Origin of the sequence: Nocardia sp. NPDC019219 (assembly GCF_040632645.1) — a bacterium.
In the GTDB taxonomy this organism is placed as follows: domain Bacteria; phylum Actinomycetota; class Actinomycetes; order Mycobacteriales; family Mycobacteriaceae; genus Nocardia; species Nocardia sputorum.
The window spans coordinates 566,342-581,212 of sequence record NZ_JBEYCG010000002.1; the positions used below are offsets into that span (position 1 = coordinate 566,342).

Annotated in this window: 14 protein-coding genes; 10 read left to right on the plus strand and 4 right to left on the minus strand. The window is 69.6% G+C overall.

Annotation, left to right across the window (positions count from 1 at the left end; genetic code table 11):
- The first annotated feature begins 18 nt into the window (after positions 1-18).
- Entirely contained in the window at positions 19-2,427 is a 2,409-nt protein-coding gene (locus ABZ552_RS07155; protein WP_357436036.1) for a primosomal protein N', read from the plus strand.
- 144 nt (positions 2,428-2,571) lie between these two features.
- On the opposite strand, the gene ABZ552_RS07160 is transcribed toward ABZ552_RS07155, so the two are convergent.
- On the minus strand, positions 2,572-3,414 hold the full coding sequence (locus ABZ552_RS07160; RefSeq protein ID WP_281879029.1) for an NAD(P)H-binding protein: 843 nt from the start codon (positions 3,412-3,414) through the stop codon (positions 2,572-2,574).
- Positions 3,415-3,487: 73 nt separating this feature from the next.
- On the opposite strand from ABZ552_RS07160, the gene ABZ552_RS07165 reads away from it, so the two are divergent.
- From ABZ552_RS07165 to ABZ552_RS07195, 7 genes are all read left to right on the plus strand, one after another.
- Positions 3,488-4,066, plus strand: a complete 579-nt coding sequence (locus ABZ552_RS07165) for a TetR/AcrR family transcriptional regulator (protein ID WP_357435963.1) — start codon at positions 3,488-3,490, stop codon at positions 4,064-4,066.
- Positions 4,067-4,169: 103 nt separating this feature from the next.
- Positions 4,170-4,823 (plus strand): PadR family transcriptional regulator, encoded by a 654-nt coding sequence (locus ABZ552_RS07170; RefSeq protein WP_195083564.1) that lies wholly within the window; start codon positions 4,170-4,172, stop codon positions 4,821-4,823.
- A 117-nt stretch (positions 4,824-4,940) separates the two neighbouring features.
- Positions 4,941-5,891, plus strand: a complete 951-nt coding sequence (locus tag ABZ552_RS07175) for an alpha/beta fold hydrolase (protein ID WP_357436038.1) — start codon at positions 4,941-4,943, stop codon at positions 5,889-5,891.
- A 423-nt stretch (positions 5,892-6,314) separates the two neighbouring features.
- Entirely contained in the window at positions 6,315-6,893 is a 579-nt protein-coding gene (locus ABZ552_RS07180; protein WP_281880883.1) for a TetR/AcrR family transcriptional regulator, read from the plus strand.
- A complete protein-coding gene (locus ABZ552_RS07185) occupies positions 6,890-8,113 on the plus strand; it encodes an NADH:flavin oxidoreductase (RefSeq protein ID WP_281879032.1) in 1,224 nt (407 codons plus the stop codon). The genes ABZ552_RS07180 and ABZ552_RS07185 overlap by 4 nt, the downstream gene beginning before the upstream one ends.
- Positions 8,114-8,131: 18 nt before the next feature.
- Entirely contained in the window at positions 8,132-8,692 is a 561-nt protein-coding gene (locus ABZ552_RS07190) for a hypothetical protein (protein WP_357435965.1), read from the plus strand.
- A complete protein-coding gene (locus ABZ552_RS07195; protein WP_063017676.1) occupies positions 8,664-8,909 on the plus strand; it encodes a CsbD family protein in 246 nt (81 codons plus the stop codon). The genes ABZ552_RS07190 and ABZ552_RS07195 overlap by 29 nt, the downstream gene beginning before the upstream one ends.
- 86 nt (positions 8,910-8,995) lie before the next feature.
- On the opposite strand, the gene ABZ552_RS07200 is transcribed toward ABZ552_RS07195, so the two are convergent.
- Together ABZ552_RS07200 and ABZ552_RS07205 are read right to left on the minus strand one after the other, a co-directional pair.
- The gene (locus tag ABZ552_RS07200) at positions 8,996-9,223 is read right to left on the minus strand and encodes a hypothetical protein (protein WP_357435967.1); all 228 of its coding nucleotides are present in this window, start codon (positions 9,221-9,223) and stop codon (positions 8,996-8,998) included.
- Between the two features lie 214 nt (positions 9,224-9,437).
- Complete coding sequence (locus ABZ552_RS07205; RefSeq protein WP_357435969.1) at positions 9,438-10,655, minus strand: acyl-CoA dehydrogenase family protein; 1,218 nt, start codon at positions 10,653-10,655, stop codon at positions 9,438-9,440.
- A gap of 144 nt (positions 10,656-10,799) precedes the next feature.
- On the opposite strand from ABZ552_RS07205, the gene ABZ552_RS07210 reads away from it, so the two are divergent.
- Together ABZ552_RS07210 and ABZ552_RS07215 are read left to right on the plus strand one after the other, a co-directional pair.
- On the plus strand, positions 10,800-11,660 hold the full coding sequence (locus tag ABZ552_RS07210) for a TetR family transcriptional regulator (RefSeq protein WP_281917899.1): 861 nt from the start codon (positions 10,800-10,802) through the stop codon (positions 11,658-11,660).
- Positions 11,661-11,837: 177 nt separating this feature from the next.
- Positions 11,838-12,779, plus strand: coding sequence for an alpha/beta hydrolase (locus ABZ552_RS07215; RefSeq protein WP_357435971.1), 942 nt, complete (start codon positions 11,838-11,840; stop codon positions 12,777-12,779).
- Positions 12,780-12,791: 12 nt separating this feature from the next.
- Here ABZ552_RS07215 and ABZ552_RS07220 read toward each other — a convergent pair whose 3' ends face one another.
- Positions 12,792-14,324: an acyl-CoA synthetase gene (locus ABZ552_RS07220; protein ID WP_357435973.1), complete on the minus strand. Its 1,533-nt coding sequence runs from the start codon at positions 14,322-14,324 to the stop codon at positions 12,792-12,794.
- Positions 14,325-14,871: the final 547 nt, after the last annotated feature.

A 14,871-nucleotide genomic window follows, 5' to 3' on the forward strand; every position in this document is an offset into this window, starting at 1 on the left:
GCCGCGGGTACCCCGGGCGTGGCGCTGCCGATCGCCCGGGTGCTTCCGCTGTTGTCGCCGGCGCATCTCGACCGCGACTTCGACTACCTGGTGCCCCCCGAGCTGGACGAGATCGCCCAGCCGGGGGTCCGGGTGCGTGTCCGTTTCGCCGGTCGGCTGGTCGACGGGTATCTCCTGGCGCGGTCGGCGCACAGTGACCACGGCGGGAAGCTGGTCAAGCTCGAACGCGTCGTTTCCGGCGAGCGGGTGCTGACCCCGGAGATTCTGGAACTGGCGGACAAGGTGGCAGCCCGCTACGCGGGTACCCGCGCCGATGTCCTGCGGCTTGCCATTCCACCGCGCCATGCCCGCACGGAAATCGGCGGGAAGAAGAAGTCCGGTGGGGCACAGGACAATTCCGACGATCCCACGGGTCCCTCTTCTGCTTCCCCTGGGACATCGGGGGGCGCCGGCGGGGCCGGGATGTCATGTGAACCGGCGGTTTCCGTGCAGAACGCGGACACGAACTCCACGCCCGCCGCGTTACCCCGCACTCCGCGTCCTGCGGATTCTGCTGTGTCGCAAGCCGATTCGGTGGACGTCTCCCACGAGACCGCGCGAGAGCCTACCGAAACCGTCGACGCGGCTGAGCCGGGCGATCCGGACCCTGCGAGCTGGGACACCGCCCGAGATGCGGGCTCGCCCGAGGGGGACACTGCTGCGCTCGAAGGCCAGTCCTCCTCCGCGCCAATAGAACCGCGCTCCGAAGGCGGAGGGGTTCCCGCGGCAACCGGCAGCGGCGCGGAGACGGGCTGTGCGGACTCGGCGCTCGAGGCCGTGGATCTCGCTGCGTGGGAGCGTTACGTGCACGGCTCGGCATTCGTCGGTGCGCTCGCGCAAGCGAAAGGGGCACGCGCGGCGTGGCAGGCACTGCCCGGCGAGGACTGGCCACGGCGGCTGGCGGAACTCGCCGCCGTGGTGGCCCGGCAGGGGCGCAGCGCGATCCTCATGGTCCCCGACCAACGCGACCTCGATCGGGTGCTGGCGGAATGCGTTCGACTGGTGGGCGACTCCGCCGTCGGGCTGGCCGCCGGCCTCGGCCCCGCGGCACGGTACCGGCGTTGGCTCGCGGTGCTGCGCGGTTCGGCGCGCGTGGTGGTCGGCACGCGGAGCGCGGTATTCGCACCCGCGGGTGAACTCGGGTTGATCGCGCTGTGGGACGACGGCGACGACACCTACGCCGAACCGCGCGCACCGTATCCGCACACGCGCGAGGTGGCGATGTTGCGGGCACACGAGACGGGAGCGGCATTCGTCGCGGCGGGTTTCGCGCGGACCGCGGAGATCCAAGCGGTGGTCGATTCCGGCTGGGCGCACGATCTGGTCGCCGATCGCGCGGTGCTGCGCAAGGCCGCGCCGCGAATCAGCGCACCGGGTGACAGCGATCTCGCGTTGGAGCGCGATCCGGTCGCGCGTGCCGTCCGGATTCCCGGCGTCGCCTTCGCGGCTGCCCGCGCCGCGTTGAAGGAGGGCGCGCCGGTGCTGGTGCAAGTGCCGCGCCGGGGGTACATCCCCGCGCTGGCCTGCGGGAAGTGTCGTACTCCGGCGCGGTGTAGACATTGCAACGGACCGCTTGCGCTGCCCGGCACCGGCCGATCGGCCGATGCCGCTGCCTCCGCGCAGAGCCCCGCTTGCCGCTGGTGCGGGATCACCGAGGCCGCCTTCCGATGCTCCACCTGCGGTTCGCGCGCGCTGCGCGCCGTGGTGATCGGGGCCGCGCGCACGGCGGAGGAACTCGGTCGCGCCTTTCCCGGCGTGCCGATCCGTGGTTCCGGCGGCGGCACCGTGCTCGACACCGTGGAGCGGCGTCCGCAGGTGGTCGTGGCCACGGTCGGCGCCGAACCCGTGGTCCCCGGCGGGTACGGCGTCGCGCTGCTGCTCGACGGATGGGCCTTGCTCGGCCGCGCCGACCTGCGAGCCGCCGAGGACGCGCTGCGCCGCTGGATGGCCGCCGCGGCGCTGGTGCGCGCGCACGGCCAGGTCGTCATCGTGGCCGAGCCGTCCATCCCCACCGTGCAGGCACTGGTCCGATGGGATCCGGTCGGCGCGGCGCGCGCGGAGGTCGCGGCGCGGGCCGAGGTGGGCTTCCCGCCCGCGGTCCGGCTCGCCGCGATCGACGGCACCGCCGACACCATCGCCGAACTGCTCGCGGCGGCGGACCTGCCCGATACGGTCGACCGACTCGGACCGGTGCCGCTGCCGGACGGCGCCCGCAAACCGTTCTCCTCCGGCGATGCGCCCGCCGAAGTCGAACGCTTGCTCCTGCGGGTGGAGCGCCGCCGGGGATCGGCGCTCGCGCGTGCCCTGCGCGCCGCCCAGGCGGTCCGCAGCACGCATCGTTCCGACGCCCCGCTCCGTGTGCAGATCGACCCGGTCGACATAGGCTGACGCGAGCGGAGCGAAAAGTCCCCGGTCGACCTTCGCCGACCGCACTGCAGCACACCGACCGCTCCCGTCAGCGGCGGTACGACAGCGCTGGTCAGTCCAACGCCGCACCCGGGCGAGGACCGCTTCGCAGCCCGCTACCGAGCGTCAGGCGAAAGCCGCTCGATTGCGAACGGCCCAGTCGGCGTATTTCGTGGCCGGCCGTCCGAGTACGCGCGGCACGTCGGGGCTGATCCGCTGCTCGGCGGCGGTCGGCTCGCCGAGGATCGTCAGCGTGTGCTCCACCACCGGTTCGGGCATGAACTCGAGCATTGCCGAATGCGCCTGCGCCCGAGTCAGTTCCACGAATCGCAGCGGCTCGCCCAGCGCTTCGCCGAGCGCTTCTGCCTGGGCCCGCGGTGTGGCGAGTTCGGGTCCGGTCAGGGTGTAGACCTGCCCGGCGTGCCGGTCGTCGCGCAACACCGCCGCTGCGACGGCGGCGATATCGGCCGGATCGATCGAGGGAAGACCGACATCGCCGAACGGCGCGGCGACCAGACGCTGCGCACGCACCGCATCCGCCCACGCGTAGGTGTTGGAGAAGAACCCGCCCGGGCGCAGGAAGGTCCATGCCAGCCCGGAGTCCCTGATCGCCTGTTCATAGGCGACGAGCCGGGCGTACCCCGCCGCGTCCGGACGAGTGGCTACGCCTTGTGAGGACACGAAGACCACGCGCCGCACACCGCCCGCCGCGGCGACCTTCAGCACCTGCTCGGGTTCCGGGCCGGCTACCAACTGCTCACCGGCGACCAAGAGGAACAGGGTGTCGGCTCCCGTGACGGCGGGGGAGAGGCTGTCCGGCTCGCCCAGATCCGCCCGAACCGAGCGGACCGCGCCGGGGAGGGAGAGATCCGCGTGCCGCGCGACGGCCGTGACCTCCTCGCCGGCGTCCGCCAGCAGACGCACGAGCGGCGCGCCGATATTGCCGGTCGCTCCGGTGACCACGATCATATGTACTCCTTAGTTAGTTGCCTGACTAAATCGAACCTAGCCGATCGCGGCCACGCTGTCTACAGTTAGTTGTGTGACTGACTCAGTGGCGGAGACCAAGCTCGGCAAGCGGGAGCGGCTGATCGAGGCCGCCGTGCGGGTGTTCTATCAACAAGGCGTGGAGAAGACGACGATCGCCGACATCGCCCGGGCCGCGGAGGTCCCGGTCGGTAACGTCTATTACTACTTCAAGACGAAAGACCAGCTCATCGAGGCTGCGATCGGCTCACACGCGCGCATCCTCGACGCCGTCATCGCCGCGAGCGACCGGTATGAGACGCCAGCGGAGCGGCTGAAAGCCCTGATCGCGGGGTGGGTCGCCGATCGCGAGCAGACGGTGCGTTACGGATGCCCGTTCGGCACCTTGTCCTCGGAACTGGACAAGCGGGGCGGTGGGTTGGACACCGCGGCCGCCGAGGTGATGCGCGTTCTGGTGGATTGGGCCGAACGTCAGTTCGCCGCGATGGGGCGTGCCGACGCCGACGAGCTGGCGATCGCCTACGTCGCGGCATATCAGGGAATCTCATTGCTCACCAACACTTTTCGCGATCCCGAACTCATGGTCACCGAAGGGGCGCGGCTGTCGCGCTGGATCGACTCGCTGGGGAACTGAACTCTCGGCAGGGCTCGGCTCGGGAAACCGGGCCTTGCACTCGATACATTGCCGATATATCGTCGATAGTGTGAATCGAGCACGAGGGCCCTGGGAGGCTGACATGGAAAACCAAGAATTTCGCGAATTCGGCCGGCGCGGCCGCAGGCCGCTGCCCGGTCCGGAAGGCTTCGAACACGGGCGGCGCTTCCGGCGCGGCGGACGTCACGGCTTCGGTCCCGAGTTCGGGCCGGGCTTCGGTCCCGGCTTCGGCCCTGGCTTCGGCCCGCACTTCGGTCGCGGACGCGGCCGCGGGGGCCGGGGCAGGCGCGGTGACGTCCGCGCCGCCGTGCTGTTGCTGCTCGTCGAGCAGCCGATGCACGGGTACGAGCTCATCCAGCAGATCCGCGAGCGCAGCAACGACATCTGGCGGCCGAGCCCCGGATCGATCTACCCCGCGCTGGCGCAACTGGAAGACGAGGGCTTGGTCCTCATCGAGAAGGTCGCCGGGCGCAAGACGGCGAAGCTCACCGAGGCCGGCGCCGAGTATGTCGCCGCGCACCGCGACGAGCTGGGGGATCCCTGGGCGGACGTGCAGCAGGACGTCGGTGCTCAGGCGATGGACCTGCGCGCACTCGTCGGGCAGCTGATGGGGGCGGTGGCGCAGGTCGCCGCGGCCGGTACTCCGCAGCAGGCGGCGCGTGCGGCGGAGTTGCTGACCGAGACCCGCAAGTCCCTCTATCGCATCCTCGCCGAGGACGAGACCCCCGATAAGTAGGGGAGGCGAAACACCCCTATACCGCGCGCATTTCGAGTCGATCGGAGGGATCATTGTGAGATGCGACAGTCGAGTCGAGCGGAAGCTTGGGGTAGTTCACACTTGCGTCGCGCCGTGCTGGCCTTTGTGGTCGCCGGCGCGGCCGCGCTGGGGCCGGGCGTGGCGTCGGCCGGGCCGCTCGGCCTCCGCCCGCCAGACGTGCCGACGGACGCCGCCCCGCCACAATCCGATCACTTGGCCGCCGCCTGGTATCAGAAGAGCCACCCGAACGCGGTCCCGAGCGGTACGAACGACTTCGGCTGCGTGCCCAGCGCCCAGCATCCCCGTCCGGTGGTCCTCGCGCACGGCACCGACTCCTCGGCCTATTCCGACTGGTCGGGAATAGCGCCGCGGCTCACCGCGGCAGGATTCTGCGTCTTCGCGCTGAACTACGGCGGCAAGCCAGGCGCGGACAGTTACGGCACCGAGGACCTGGTACTCAGTGCCTATCAGATCGGCGCGTTCGTCGATCAGGTGCTCGCGGCGACCCGCTCGGCCAAGGTCGACCTGGTCGGATTCTCCCAAGGCGCCAACGTGACTCGGTACTACGTCAACAAGCTGGGCGGTGCGCCCAAGGTCGACCAGTGGGTCGGCCTCGCCTCGCCCAGCTACGGCGGGGTGATGTACGGGCTGGTGCCGGTGGCCCAGGCGATTCCCGGCGCACTGCAGGCGTTCGCCCAGGTGACATCGCTCGCCGCGGTGCAGCAGGCCGAAGGATCGCAGATCATGCTCGAGCTCAACGAGGGCGGCGACACGGTGCCCGGCGTGCGGTACGTGACCGTCGGCAGCCGCGTCGACGAGATGATCCAGCCGTTCGAGAACATCGCGCTGCGCGGCCCGGGCGCGCGGAACATCGCCCTGCAGGACCTGTGTCCCGCCGACCTCACCGGGCACTTCCACATGGTGTACGACCCGTTCGTGCAGGAGTTGCTGCTGACTGTGCTGGAGCCGAGCAGTCCCGCACCGGTGTGCCGGCCGGTTCCGCTCGGGACCGGCATTCCCGAAGTCATCATCGCGGGCAATTCCTGAGGCGCGCTCTGCCGAGCCCCTGCATGTCGCGGGTTCACTCGGTCGTCGCCGAGTGCGCGTGGGCCGGTGGGCGCGTGCCGAGCGCACTCGGCGGGAGCGGTTGCCTGCGGCTGATGCGAACCGGCGGGCCGCCATCTCGCTGCCCGCGAACTGGAGGTTGTCGTCGGAGTCGACGTCGACGACGTGAATCGCTTGTTTCGACCTTCCTTCGCTCCCGTGCGGATGGTTGCTGTTCGAGGTCCTCGACGCGTTCGCCGCAAGGGGACGCGGCGATCGGCGGACGCCGATGACCTGCGGCGAAGTCCCTCCGTCCATCGACGATCGTGGGACTCGACGACGCTTTCGTGACCGGCGCGGGCAAAGTGTATCCACCGAGTTCAATCATTGATTGAATCAACGATGGAAACGTGCTTGACTGTGCGCATGCCGAAATCGGTCTCCGAAGCCGCGACCACCCGCGCTCGCTTGCTGACCGCCGCCGAACGCCTGCTGCTCGAGGGCCGGTACGACGAGGTGTCGGTGCGGAGCATCTGCGCGCAGGCCGGAGCGAATCCGGCGGCGGTGCACTACCACTTCGGGTCGAAGGACGCCCTGGTCGCCGCGTTGCTCGAGGAGCGGCTGGGACCGGTGTGGGCGGACCGTCTGGCCGCCGTCACCGGCGCGCACGGATCCATCGCCGAGGTGGTCGACGCGGTGATCGAACCGTTCGTCGAGTTGTCCGCCGATCCGGTGGGCCGTCTGCACCTGCGATTGCTGGCGCAATTCGTGCTCGGCAGGCAGGTGACCGAATGGCGGCAGCCCTGGTTCCGCATCGATGCGTGGGTAAGTCTGTTGCCGGGGCTGAGCGAGCGCGAGAGCAGGCGCCGGTGGATGTTGGCGTTCGACCTCGTCATCATGCGATTCGGCAGCGCCGAACACCGGGAGTTGTCGCCGGAGGCGGTGGCCACCCTCCGGGAATTCGTGGTGGCCGGATTGACCGCGCCGACAGGAGAGAAACGATGAACGACGTATTCGCACCGGCCCAGCTCGGGCCGATCACCCTGCGCAATCGGGTGATCAAGGCCGCGACCTTCGAAGGCCGTACACCGGACGCGGTGGTGACCGACGAATTGATCGAGTTCCATCGCGAGGTGGCCGCCGGTGGGGTCGGGATGACGACGGTGGCGTATTGCGCTGTCGCTCCCGGTGGCCGGACCGACCGGCACCAGATCTGGATGCGTCCCGACGCGGTGCCGGGGCTGCGCAGGCTCACCGAGGCCGTCCATGGCGAGGGCGCCGCGGTGAGCGCGCAGATCGGCCATGCCGGCCCGGTGGCGAACGCGGCTTCCAACCGGGCTCCGGCGCTGGCGCCGAGCCGGATGCTCAGCCCGCTCTCGATGCGCATGATGCGAAGCCCCGACGAGAACGGGATCCGCGAACTGGTGGCGGCTCACGCCGACGCGGCGAAGCTGGCGGAGGAGGCGGGCTTCGACGCGGTCGAGATCCATTTCGGGCACAACTATCTGGTGAGCTCGTTCCTGAGCCCGAAGCTGAACCGCCGCTCGGACCGGTACGGCGGCAGCTTGGCCAACCGGGCGCGGCTGGCGCGCGAGATCGCCGCCGCGGTGCGGCAGGCCGTGGGCGGCCGCCTCGCGGTGACGGCGAAGCTGAATATGGAGGACGGCGTGCGTGGCGGGCTCACCGTGCCCGAGTCGGTGCAGGTCGCCGCGTGGCTGGAAGCCGACGGCAGCCTGGACGCCCTGGAACTCACTGCGGGCAGCTCGCTGCTCAACCCGATGCTGCTGTTCCACGGCGACGCTCCGCGGCGGTCGTTCGCCGGCGTTCTACCCGTGCCGGCGCGATGGGGCTTCCGGGCGGTCGGCAAGGCATTCTTGAAGGAGTATCCGTATCGGGAGGCGTATCTGCTGGAGCGAGCGCGGCACTTCCGGCGGGAGTTGTCGATGCCGCTGGTTCTGCTCGGTGGCATCACGAACGCGGACACCATGCGGCTGGCGATGGCGGAAGGCTTCGAGTTCGTCGCCATGGGCCGTGCACTGCTCCGGGAGCCGAACCTGTTGCGCCGCATCCAGTCGGATGCGTCGACCCGCTCGGCCTGCGTGCACTGCAACGAGTGCATGCCCACGATCTACACGTGTACGCGCTGTGTGTTCCGTCCCGACCAGCCGCGAGAACCCGTTGAGCTGACGATGTCGGGGCTCGGCGGTACCGAAGCGCGGGCATAGGATCGGCGATCGACTCCGATGCAGCAGCCGGAGGGGATCGCCGGCGCGAGCGAACTCACCCGGCCGATCTTCAACGTCCTGGGGCAGGACCTGCCCCGCGGCTTCTTCTTGATGGTCAAACGAGGTGGTGCGCTGGTACCCCGGATCACACCGCTGGACCCCGCCCTGCTGTCGGACGACCACGCCTACGCCGTCCGCCTCACCGAGCAACGCGTCGAGTTCTTCATCGACGGGGCGCCGGTGGGCGCGTTCGGGAGCCCGCCGCACGGCAAGGGCGTCAACATCCTGCAGAAGCCGGTCCCGCTGCTCGGGCAAGCCTGGCTCGACGGCAGCTACTGGTTCCCGCTGCCGATCCCGGAGTACAACGACCGTGAGCAGCGGCTCACGATGACGCGGGACCGGCAGGGTCCGAGCGAGACCACCCCGCTGCGCGGACCCCGACCGGCGCGATGGGCGCGCCGCGCCGAACTTTCTCGCCGCAGCTGGTTCGAGGCCGGTCTCCCGGGTATGCGCGAGATGTCAGCTTGTTCCGATATTCCAGGAGGTTGTTGTGGCGGAACATGGAAGCGGTGCTCGTGAAGGCGCCGAAGGCGTCGTCGAAGACGTCAAGGGCAAGGTGAAGGAAGCGGCCGGTACCGTCACCGGTCACCAGGACCTGAAGGACGAAGGTCGCGCGCAGCAGGACAAGGCGGAATCGCAGCGCGAGGCGGCCGGCAAGGAAGCCGCGGCCGAGAAGGCTCGTGCCGAGGCCGACGTCGACGAGGCCCGCCAGTCCGCGCATCAGCACGGACGGTAGCCGCACGCCGATTCGTCCCACCGCAGACGCCCCGCCGCCGTCAGCCGAAGCTGGCGGCGGCGGGTGTGTGTCCACACGGGAGCACCTCAGGCGTACGGCTCGACGGCCACTACGTAGTCGAGGCCCCGGACCAGTTCGGCGGTTCCGGGCGCCGAGGAGATGACCAATCGATTCGCGCCGCCGTCCTGAACCACTTCGGCGCCGGTTCTCTTCAGCCAGTCGAAGAACTGCGACCGGATCGCCGCGAGCGCGGCCTCGTCGGCGACCTCACCCGGATTCAGCAGGATGAGGTATCGGCGGTCTTGCACTGACATACAACTCTCCTCTCGGTCATCCCGGGCACATAGTCGGATCAGCGGACTCGCCTTCTCATCGGCGACGGACCCCGTCGTCGGATATGTGGCGAGTCCGCAGGTCACACGAAGACTCGGCCCCTGATGACTCGGGTGGTGAGTCGGCCGGGTGCTGCCCGAAGTCTAGGGGTCCCGGAGGTGGGCGTGCTGCTCGTCGGCGGTGTGGCGAGCCGGTTCAGCGTGCAGGCCCGGACCCGTCCGCCGCCCGGCGGGCGGCGCTGACCGCACGCTTGGCGATAGCCCACCGGTGCACCTCGGAAGGCCCGTCGTAGATGCGGAACGGCCGCACTTCGCGGGAGAGGCGGGCCAGCGGCAGGTCGTCGGAGACGCCGAGGCCGCCGCACAACTGGATGCTCCGGTCGACGATGCGGAAGATCGCCTCGGCGGCGAAGGTCTTCACGATCGAGGTGGCGTTGCCCGCGTGCTCCCCGTTGTCCAGTTCCCAGCAGGCGCGCACCAGCAACGCGCGGGTGGCGGCGATGTCGATCTCGTTGTCGGCGATCATCTGCTGTGCCAGGCCGAGATCGCCGATGCGTGCGCCGAAGCCTTCGCGCTGGGCGACCCGCTCGACGGCGATGTCGTGGCCCCGCCGCGCCGCGCCGAGCCAGCGCATCACGTGGGTCATGCGGGCCGGGCCCAGCCGGACCTGGGCGTATTCGAAACCGCGGTCGACAGCGCCGAGCACCGCTTCGTCGGGGACGAACATGTCCTCGAAGAAGACCTCGCAGTGGCCGCCGATCATGGCCCGGTCCAGCGTGGTGATGTGCCTGCCCACGCGCAGACCGGGAGTGTCCGCGGGCGCGAGGAACATGGTCGCGCCGCCCCGCTGCCCCGGTTCGCCGGAGGTGCGGGCCATCACGATGAAGAAGCCGGCCCCATCCGCGCCGGTGATGAAGTGCTTGTGGCCGTTGATCCGCCAGCCGCCATCGGCCCGCACGGCCCGGGTGGCCAGTGCCGCCGGGTCGGAACCCGCGCCGGGTGCGGGCTCGGTCATCGCGAAGGCCGAACGCACCTCGCCCCGGGCGAGTGGTTCCAGATAGCGCGACTTCTGCTCCGGATCGGCGATGTGGGCGAGCATATGGACGTTGCCCTCGTCCGGCGCGGCGATATTTAGCGCCGTCGGGCCGAACAGCGAGTAACCCGCTTCCTCGAACACCGGCGCGCGATCCGACATCGACAACCCGTGACCGCCGTATTCCACCGGCGCGTGCGGCGCGAAGACCCCGGCCTCGCGCGCCAGCTTGCTGAGGGTGACGCGCAGTCCGTCGCCCCCCGCGGCGGTGATGTCGCCGTTGTGTTCGTCCTCGATCGGCAGCACCGTCTCCCGCACGAACTCACGGGTGCGCTCGGTCAGCGCCCGAACCTCGTCGGAATAGGTCAGATCGATCGGCATCGCGCATTCCTCCTCGATATCCGGAGCTCGTCAGGAACCGAACGATCGCTCCATCTGAACACTGTCTCACTGCCCGTGCACCCTGTCAAAGAGCGGAGTTCGGTAAAACAAGTAAAATCCTGAAGTTCAGTTATCCTGAACATTATGGACAACGAGGCCGCCGCGCCACACGAGGCGATCCGGCGCGCGCGCCGTGCCACGGGGCTGTCACTGCGTGAAGTGGCCCGCCGTCTCGAGGTGAGTCCCGCGACGCTCAGTGCGATGGAGACAGGCAAGACCGGGATCTCGATCGCCCGGCTCACCCGTCTGTCCGAGGTGCTCGGCGTGCCGGTCACCCACTTGCTCGGCGACGCTTCCCCCGCTGCCCCTCCGCGCCACCGCCGGGCCGTCTCCGAGCCGGGCTCGCCGGGCGGCTGGCGCGAGTTCGCCCCGTTGGACGTCGATCCGGTGCTGGCCGCCGCCCTCGCGTCGTTCGTCGAGTTCGGCTATCACGGCACGACCGTGCGCGCCCTCGCCCGGCGGGCGGGCACCAGCGTTCCCGGGCTCTACCACCACTATCGCGACAAGCATGACCTGCTGGTCCGCATCCTCGACCTGACCATGGACGAATTGCACTGGCGAGTGCGCGCCGCCCGCGCCGACGGCCGCGACAGCGTTCACCGGGTGCGCCTGATCGTCGAAGCGCTGGCCCTGTTCCACACCCATCGCCGTGATCTCGGTTTCATCGGCGCCAGCGAGATGCGCAGCCTCTCGGCGGGCGAACGCGCGCGCATCGCCCGCTCCCGCCGTGAGATCCAAGCCATCCTGGACGACGCGATCGCCGAGGCCCATGCGGAGGGCCGCGTCGCGAGTCCCCACATCCGCGCGGCGGGCCGGGCCATAGCCACCATGTGCACCGCCATTCCCCAGTGGTTCCGCGAGTCCGGCCCGGCGACCCCGGAAGAAGTGGCCGCGCAGTACGGCGACTTCGCCCTGGATGTGCTCGGCGTCGATCCGGTGAGCTAGCCGCGCGTTCGCGCCGGTGGCGGAGCGCTCTCCGAGCCGGCCTGCGTGGACGCCGCCCCACCTTGGTGGTGATCGGGTCACCCCTTGGGGATCGGAGCTCAGCACTCGGGGGCCTGCTCGCGGCGGCGTGGACGGCGGACAGTAGGACAAGTCACCGCCAGTGAACCGGAGCATCCCATGTCGATTCTCAACGCAATCGCCGCCACGGCGGAACGGCGTGCCACGGTCTGGACCGAAGACGGCGTGGCGCTCGCGGTCCGCGAATACGGCCCGCGCGACGCGGATCTCACCGTCGTCCTGTTGCACGGACACTGCCTGCGCACCGAATCCTGGACCTACGTCCGCACCGAGTTGCTGCGCCGATACGCCGGCGCCCGGATCGTCTGCTACGACCACCGCGGCCACGGCGAGTCCGCCGTGGCGTCCCGGCGGACCTACAACCTCGACCAGCTCGGCCGGGACTTGCGGGACGTTCTCGATGCCGTGGCCCCCACCGGGCCGGTCGTCCTCGCGGGCCACTCGATGGGTGGCATGACCGCCCTCACCTACGCCGGTCAGAATCCGCACGACATCGGCACCCGCATCGTCGGCGTGGCCCTGCTCGCGACCGCCGCCGACGGGCTCGCCGACGCCGGGTTCGGCCGTCTGCTGCGCAACCCGGTCGTCTCCGCGTTCCAGGCGGCCGTCCGCCGCGCACCGGGGGCGATGCACCACGCGAAGTTGCTGGCCTGCCGGTTGTTCGCGCCGATCATCCGTACCGCGGAATTCGGCGACCGTAAGGTGAGCGCGCGGGTGCTCGCCCTGGCCAATGCGATGCGCAACGAGACGCCGATCGTCACGATGGCCGGCTTCTTGAGCGACTTCATGGTCTACGACCGAACCGACGCGCTCGCGCTGCTGTCCCGGATCCCCACGCTGGTCCTGTGCGGTTCCGCCGACTTGATGACGCCGCCGTCGCATTCCGTGGCGATGGCCGCCGCCGTCGAGTACTCGGATTTCGTGCTCGTCGAGGGCGCCGGTCACTCCGTGATCCTGGAGGAGCCCGGCCAGGTGGCGGCGGCCGTCGCGCGCTTGATGACGCGCGCAGGAGAGACCGCCGACCTCACCTACGCCGCGTAGCCGCCGGAAAATTCACACATATCGCTGCCGGAGTTTGCCCTTGACCAGCTTCCCGGTGGGAGTTCGAGGTAGATCGTCGGCGAAGTCGAAACTCCGGGGCACCTTGTAGTGGGCGATGCGCTCGCGCAGATAATCGCGCAGTTCGGCGGCAAGCTCTGGGCCCGGTTCGGCGCCCGGCGCCGGTTGGACGACGGCCATGACGGATTCGCCCATCTCCTCGTCGGGCACACCGATCACCGCCACGTCGAGCACCTTGGGATGCAGGGCGAGCGCGTCCTCCACTTCCTGCGGGTAGATGTTCACGCCACCGGAGATGATCATGAATGCTTTGCGGTCGGTGAGGAACAGATAGCCGTCCTCGTCGACGTAGCCGATGTCGCCGGTGGTCGTCCAGGTCGGGTGGTCCGGGTGGATCGCCTCGGCCGTCTTGGCGGGGTCGTTGTGATAGGCGAAGGGCACCGCGTCGCGTTCGAAGTAGATGGCGCCGATCTCGCCGGGGCGGAGTTCCGCGCCGTCGTCGCCGCACACCCGGATCGTCCCCAGACCGGCGGTGCCGACCGAGCCCGGCTTGCGCAACCACTGCTCGCTGTCGATGAAGGTGGCGCCGTTGGCCTCCGTCGAGGCGTAGTACTCGTGCAGGATCGGGCCCCACCAGTCGATCATCGCGCGCTTCACGTCGACCGGACACGGTGCGGCCGCGTGCACGGCGACCCGCAGGCTGGACACGTCGTAGCGGGCGCGGACGGCCGCGTCGAGTTTCAGCATCCGCACGAACATGGTCGGCACCCACTGGCTGTGCGTCACCCGGTAGCGCTGGATGGCGGCCAACGCCTGTTCGGCGTCGAACTTCTCCATGATCACGAGCGTTCCGCCGAGCGCGTGGACCACGCCGCCGAAGCGCAGCGGTGCGGCATGATAGAGCGGGGCGGGGGAGAGGTAGACCGTCTCGGTGTCGAAACCGTAGAGCGGGCCGAAGATCGCGGTGTAGGTGTCGCCGGGCGCGTCACCGACCTGCCGGTCCGACAGCGGTTGTTCGATGCCCTTGGGGCGTCCGGTGGTGCCCGAGGAATAGAGCATGTCCGCGCCCCGCGGCTGGTCCGGCAGTGGCTCGGGGGACGCGGCGGCCCGGGCATCCTCATAGGACTTGTAACCCTGCACCGGACCACCGAAGGCGAGACGGATGTCGACCGCCGGGGTCTGCGCCACGATCTGCTCGGCGGCGTCGGCGACACCGGCCGACACGATCAGGGCCCGAGCCCCGCAGTCGTTGACGATGTAGCTGATCTCGCTCGGCGACAGATGCCGGTTGACCGCGGTGATGTAAAGCCCGGTTCGCAGTGCGGCCCAGTACACCTCGTAGATCTTCGGGTCGTTTCCGGAGAGCAGCGCGACGTGGTCGCCCTTGCGCAGGCCCGCGTCGTGCAGGTGCCGGGCCAGCCGGACCGAGTTCTCCTCGAGTTCCCGGTAGGTCAGCACCTCGCCGGTCTCGGCGCGGACAATAGCCGGTTTGCCAGGGAAACGGTCGACGTGTGCGCCGGGGTACATGCGGCTCCTCGGTGGAACAGGGCGGTCGATGGCCGACCGCCCGGCCTGCGCGGGTTCCCCGGACGCCCGGCCACGCGCCGGCGCCCTGGTGTCCCGCAGAGCGGTTGCTCTGCCACCGACGATAGCTGAAAGTAAACGGTGATTCTGGTCCATTCACCAGAATTGGCGACGGGCTCCGGCTGCCTGCCCGCGGAGAGAGAGGGCCAACACCCGCCTCGGGTGCGGGGTGCCTGCCGACTGCGGCGCTCGGGGCGCCTTCCCGATGTACAGAACGTCGGTGCAGCGGAGAACTCGGTCGTGACGGTGCGTTTGGGCAGGACCAGCGCATGGCCCTTCGGGTGGCGGGTAGCCGAAGGGTCATGAACTCTCCCGGGAACACACCGCTGGAACCTGGGATCGACGAGAGGCCGGCGTCGAGATCCGTCGCACCGGTCCTGGCGGGCATTCGGGGCGGAATTCCCCAAATCCCTGTCCACACAATGCGAAAGAGCGACAGCAGAGTTATCAGAGATCGAGCTGGTCGATGCCGAAACGCAACATGGACGCA

Bases quoted from the DNA above. Each gene is read 5' to 3' on its own strand.
- ABZ552_RS07160 (WP_281879029.1), bottom strand. From the start codon at position 3,414: ATGATCGTGGTCACCGGAGCGACCGGCAATATCGGCGCGCCGCTCGTG.
- ABZ552_RS07215 (WP_357435971.1), top strand. From the start codon at position 11,838: ATGTCGATTCTCAACGCAATCGCCGCCACGGCGGAACGGCGTGCCACG.
- ABZ552_RS07220 (WP_357435973.1), bottom strand. From the start codon at position 14,324: ATGTACCCCGGCGCACACGTCGACCGTTTCCCTGGCAAACCGGCTATT.
- ABZ552_RS07185 (WP_281879032.1), top strand. From the start codon at position 6,890: ATGAACGACGTATTCGCACCGGCCCAGCTCGGGCCGATCACCCTGCGC.
- ABZ552_RS07180 (WP_281880883.1), top strand. From the start codon at position 6,315: ATGCCGAAATCGGTCTCCGAAGCCGCGACCACCCGCGCTCGCTTGCTG.
- ABZ552_RS07205 (WP_357435969.1), bottom strand. From the start codon at position 10,655: ATGCCGATCGATCTGACCTATTCCGACGAGGTTCGGGCGCTGACCGAG.
- ABZ552_RS07170 (WP_195083564.1), top strand. From the start codon at position 4,170: ATGGAAAACCAAGAATTTCGCGAATTCGGCCGGCGCGGCCGCAGGCCG.
- ABZ552_RS07200 (WP_357435967.1), bottom strand. From the start codon at position 9,223: ATGTCAGTGCAAGACCGCCGATACCTCATCCTGCTGAATCCGGGTGAG.
- ABZ552_RS07190 (WP_357435965.1), top strand. From the start codon at position 8,132: ATGCAGCAGCCGGAGGGGATCGCCGGCGCGAGCGAACTCACCCGGCCG.
- ABZ552_RS07210 (WP_281917899.1), top strand. From the start codon at position 10,800: ATGGACAACGAGGCCGCCGCGCCACACGAGGCGATCCGGCGCGCGCGC.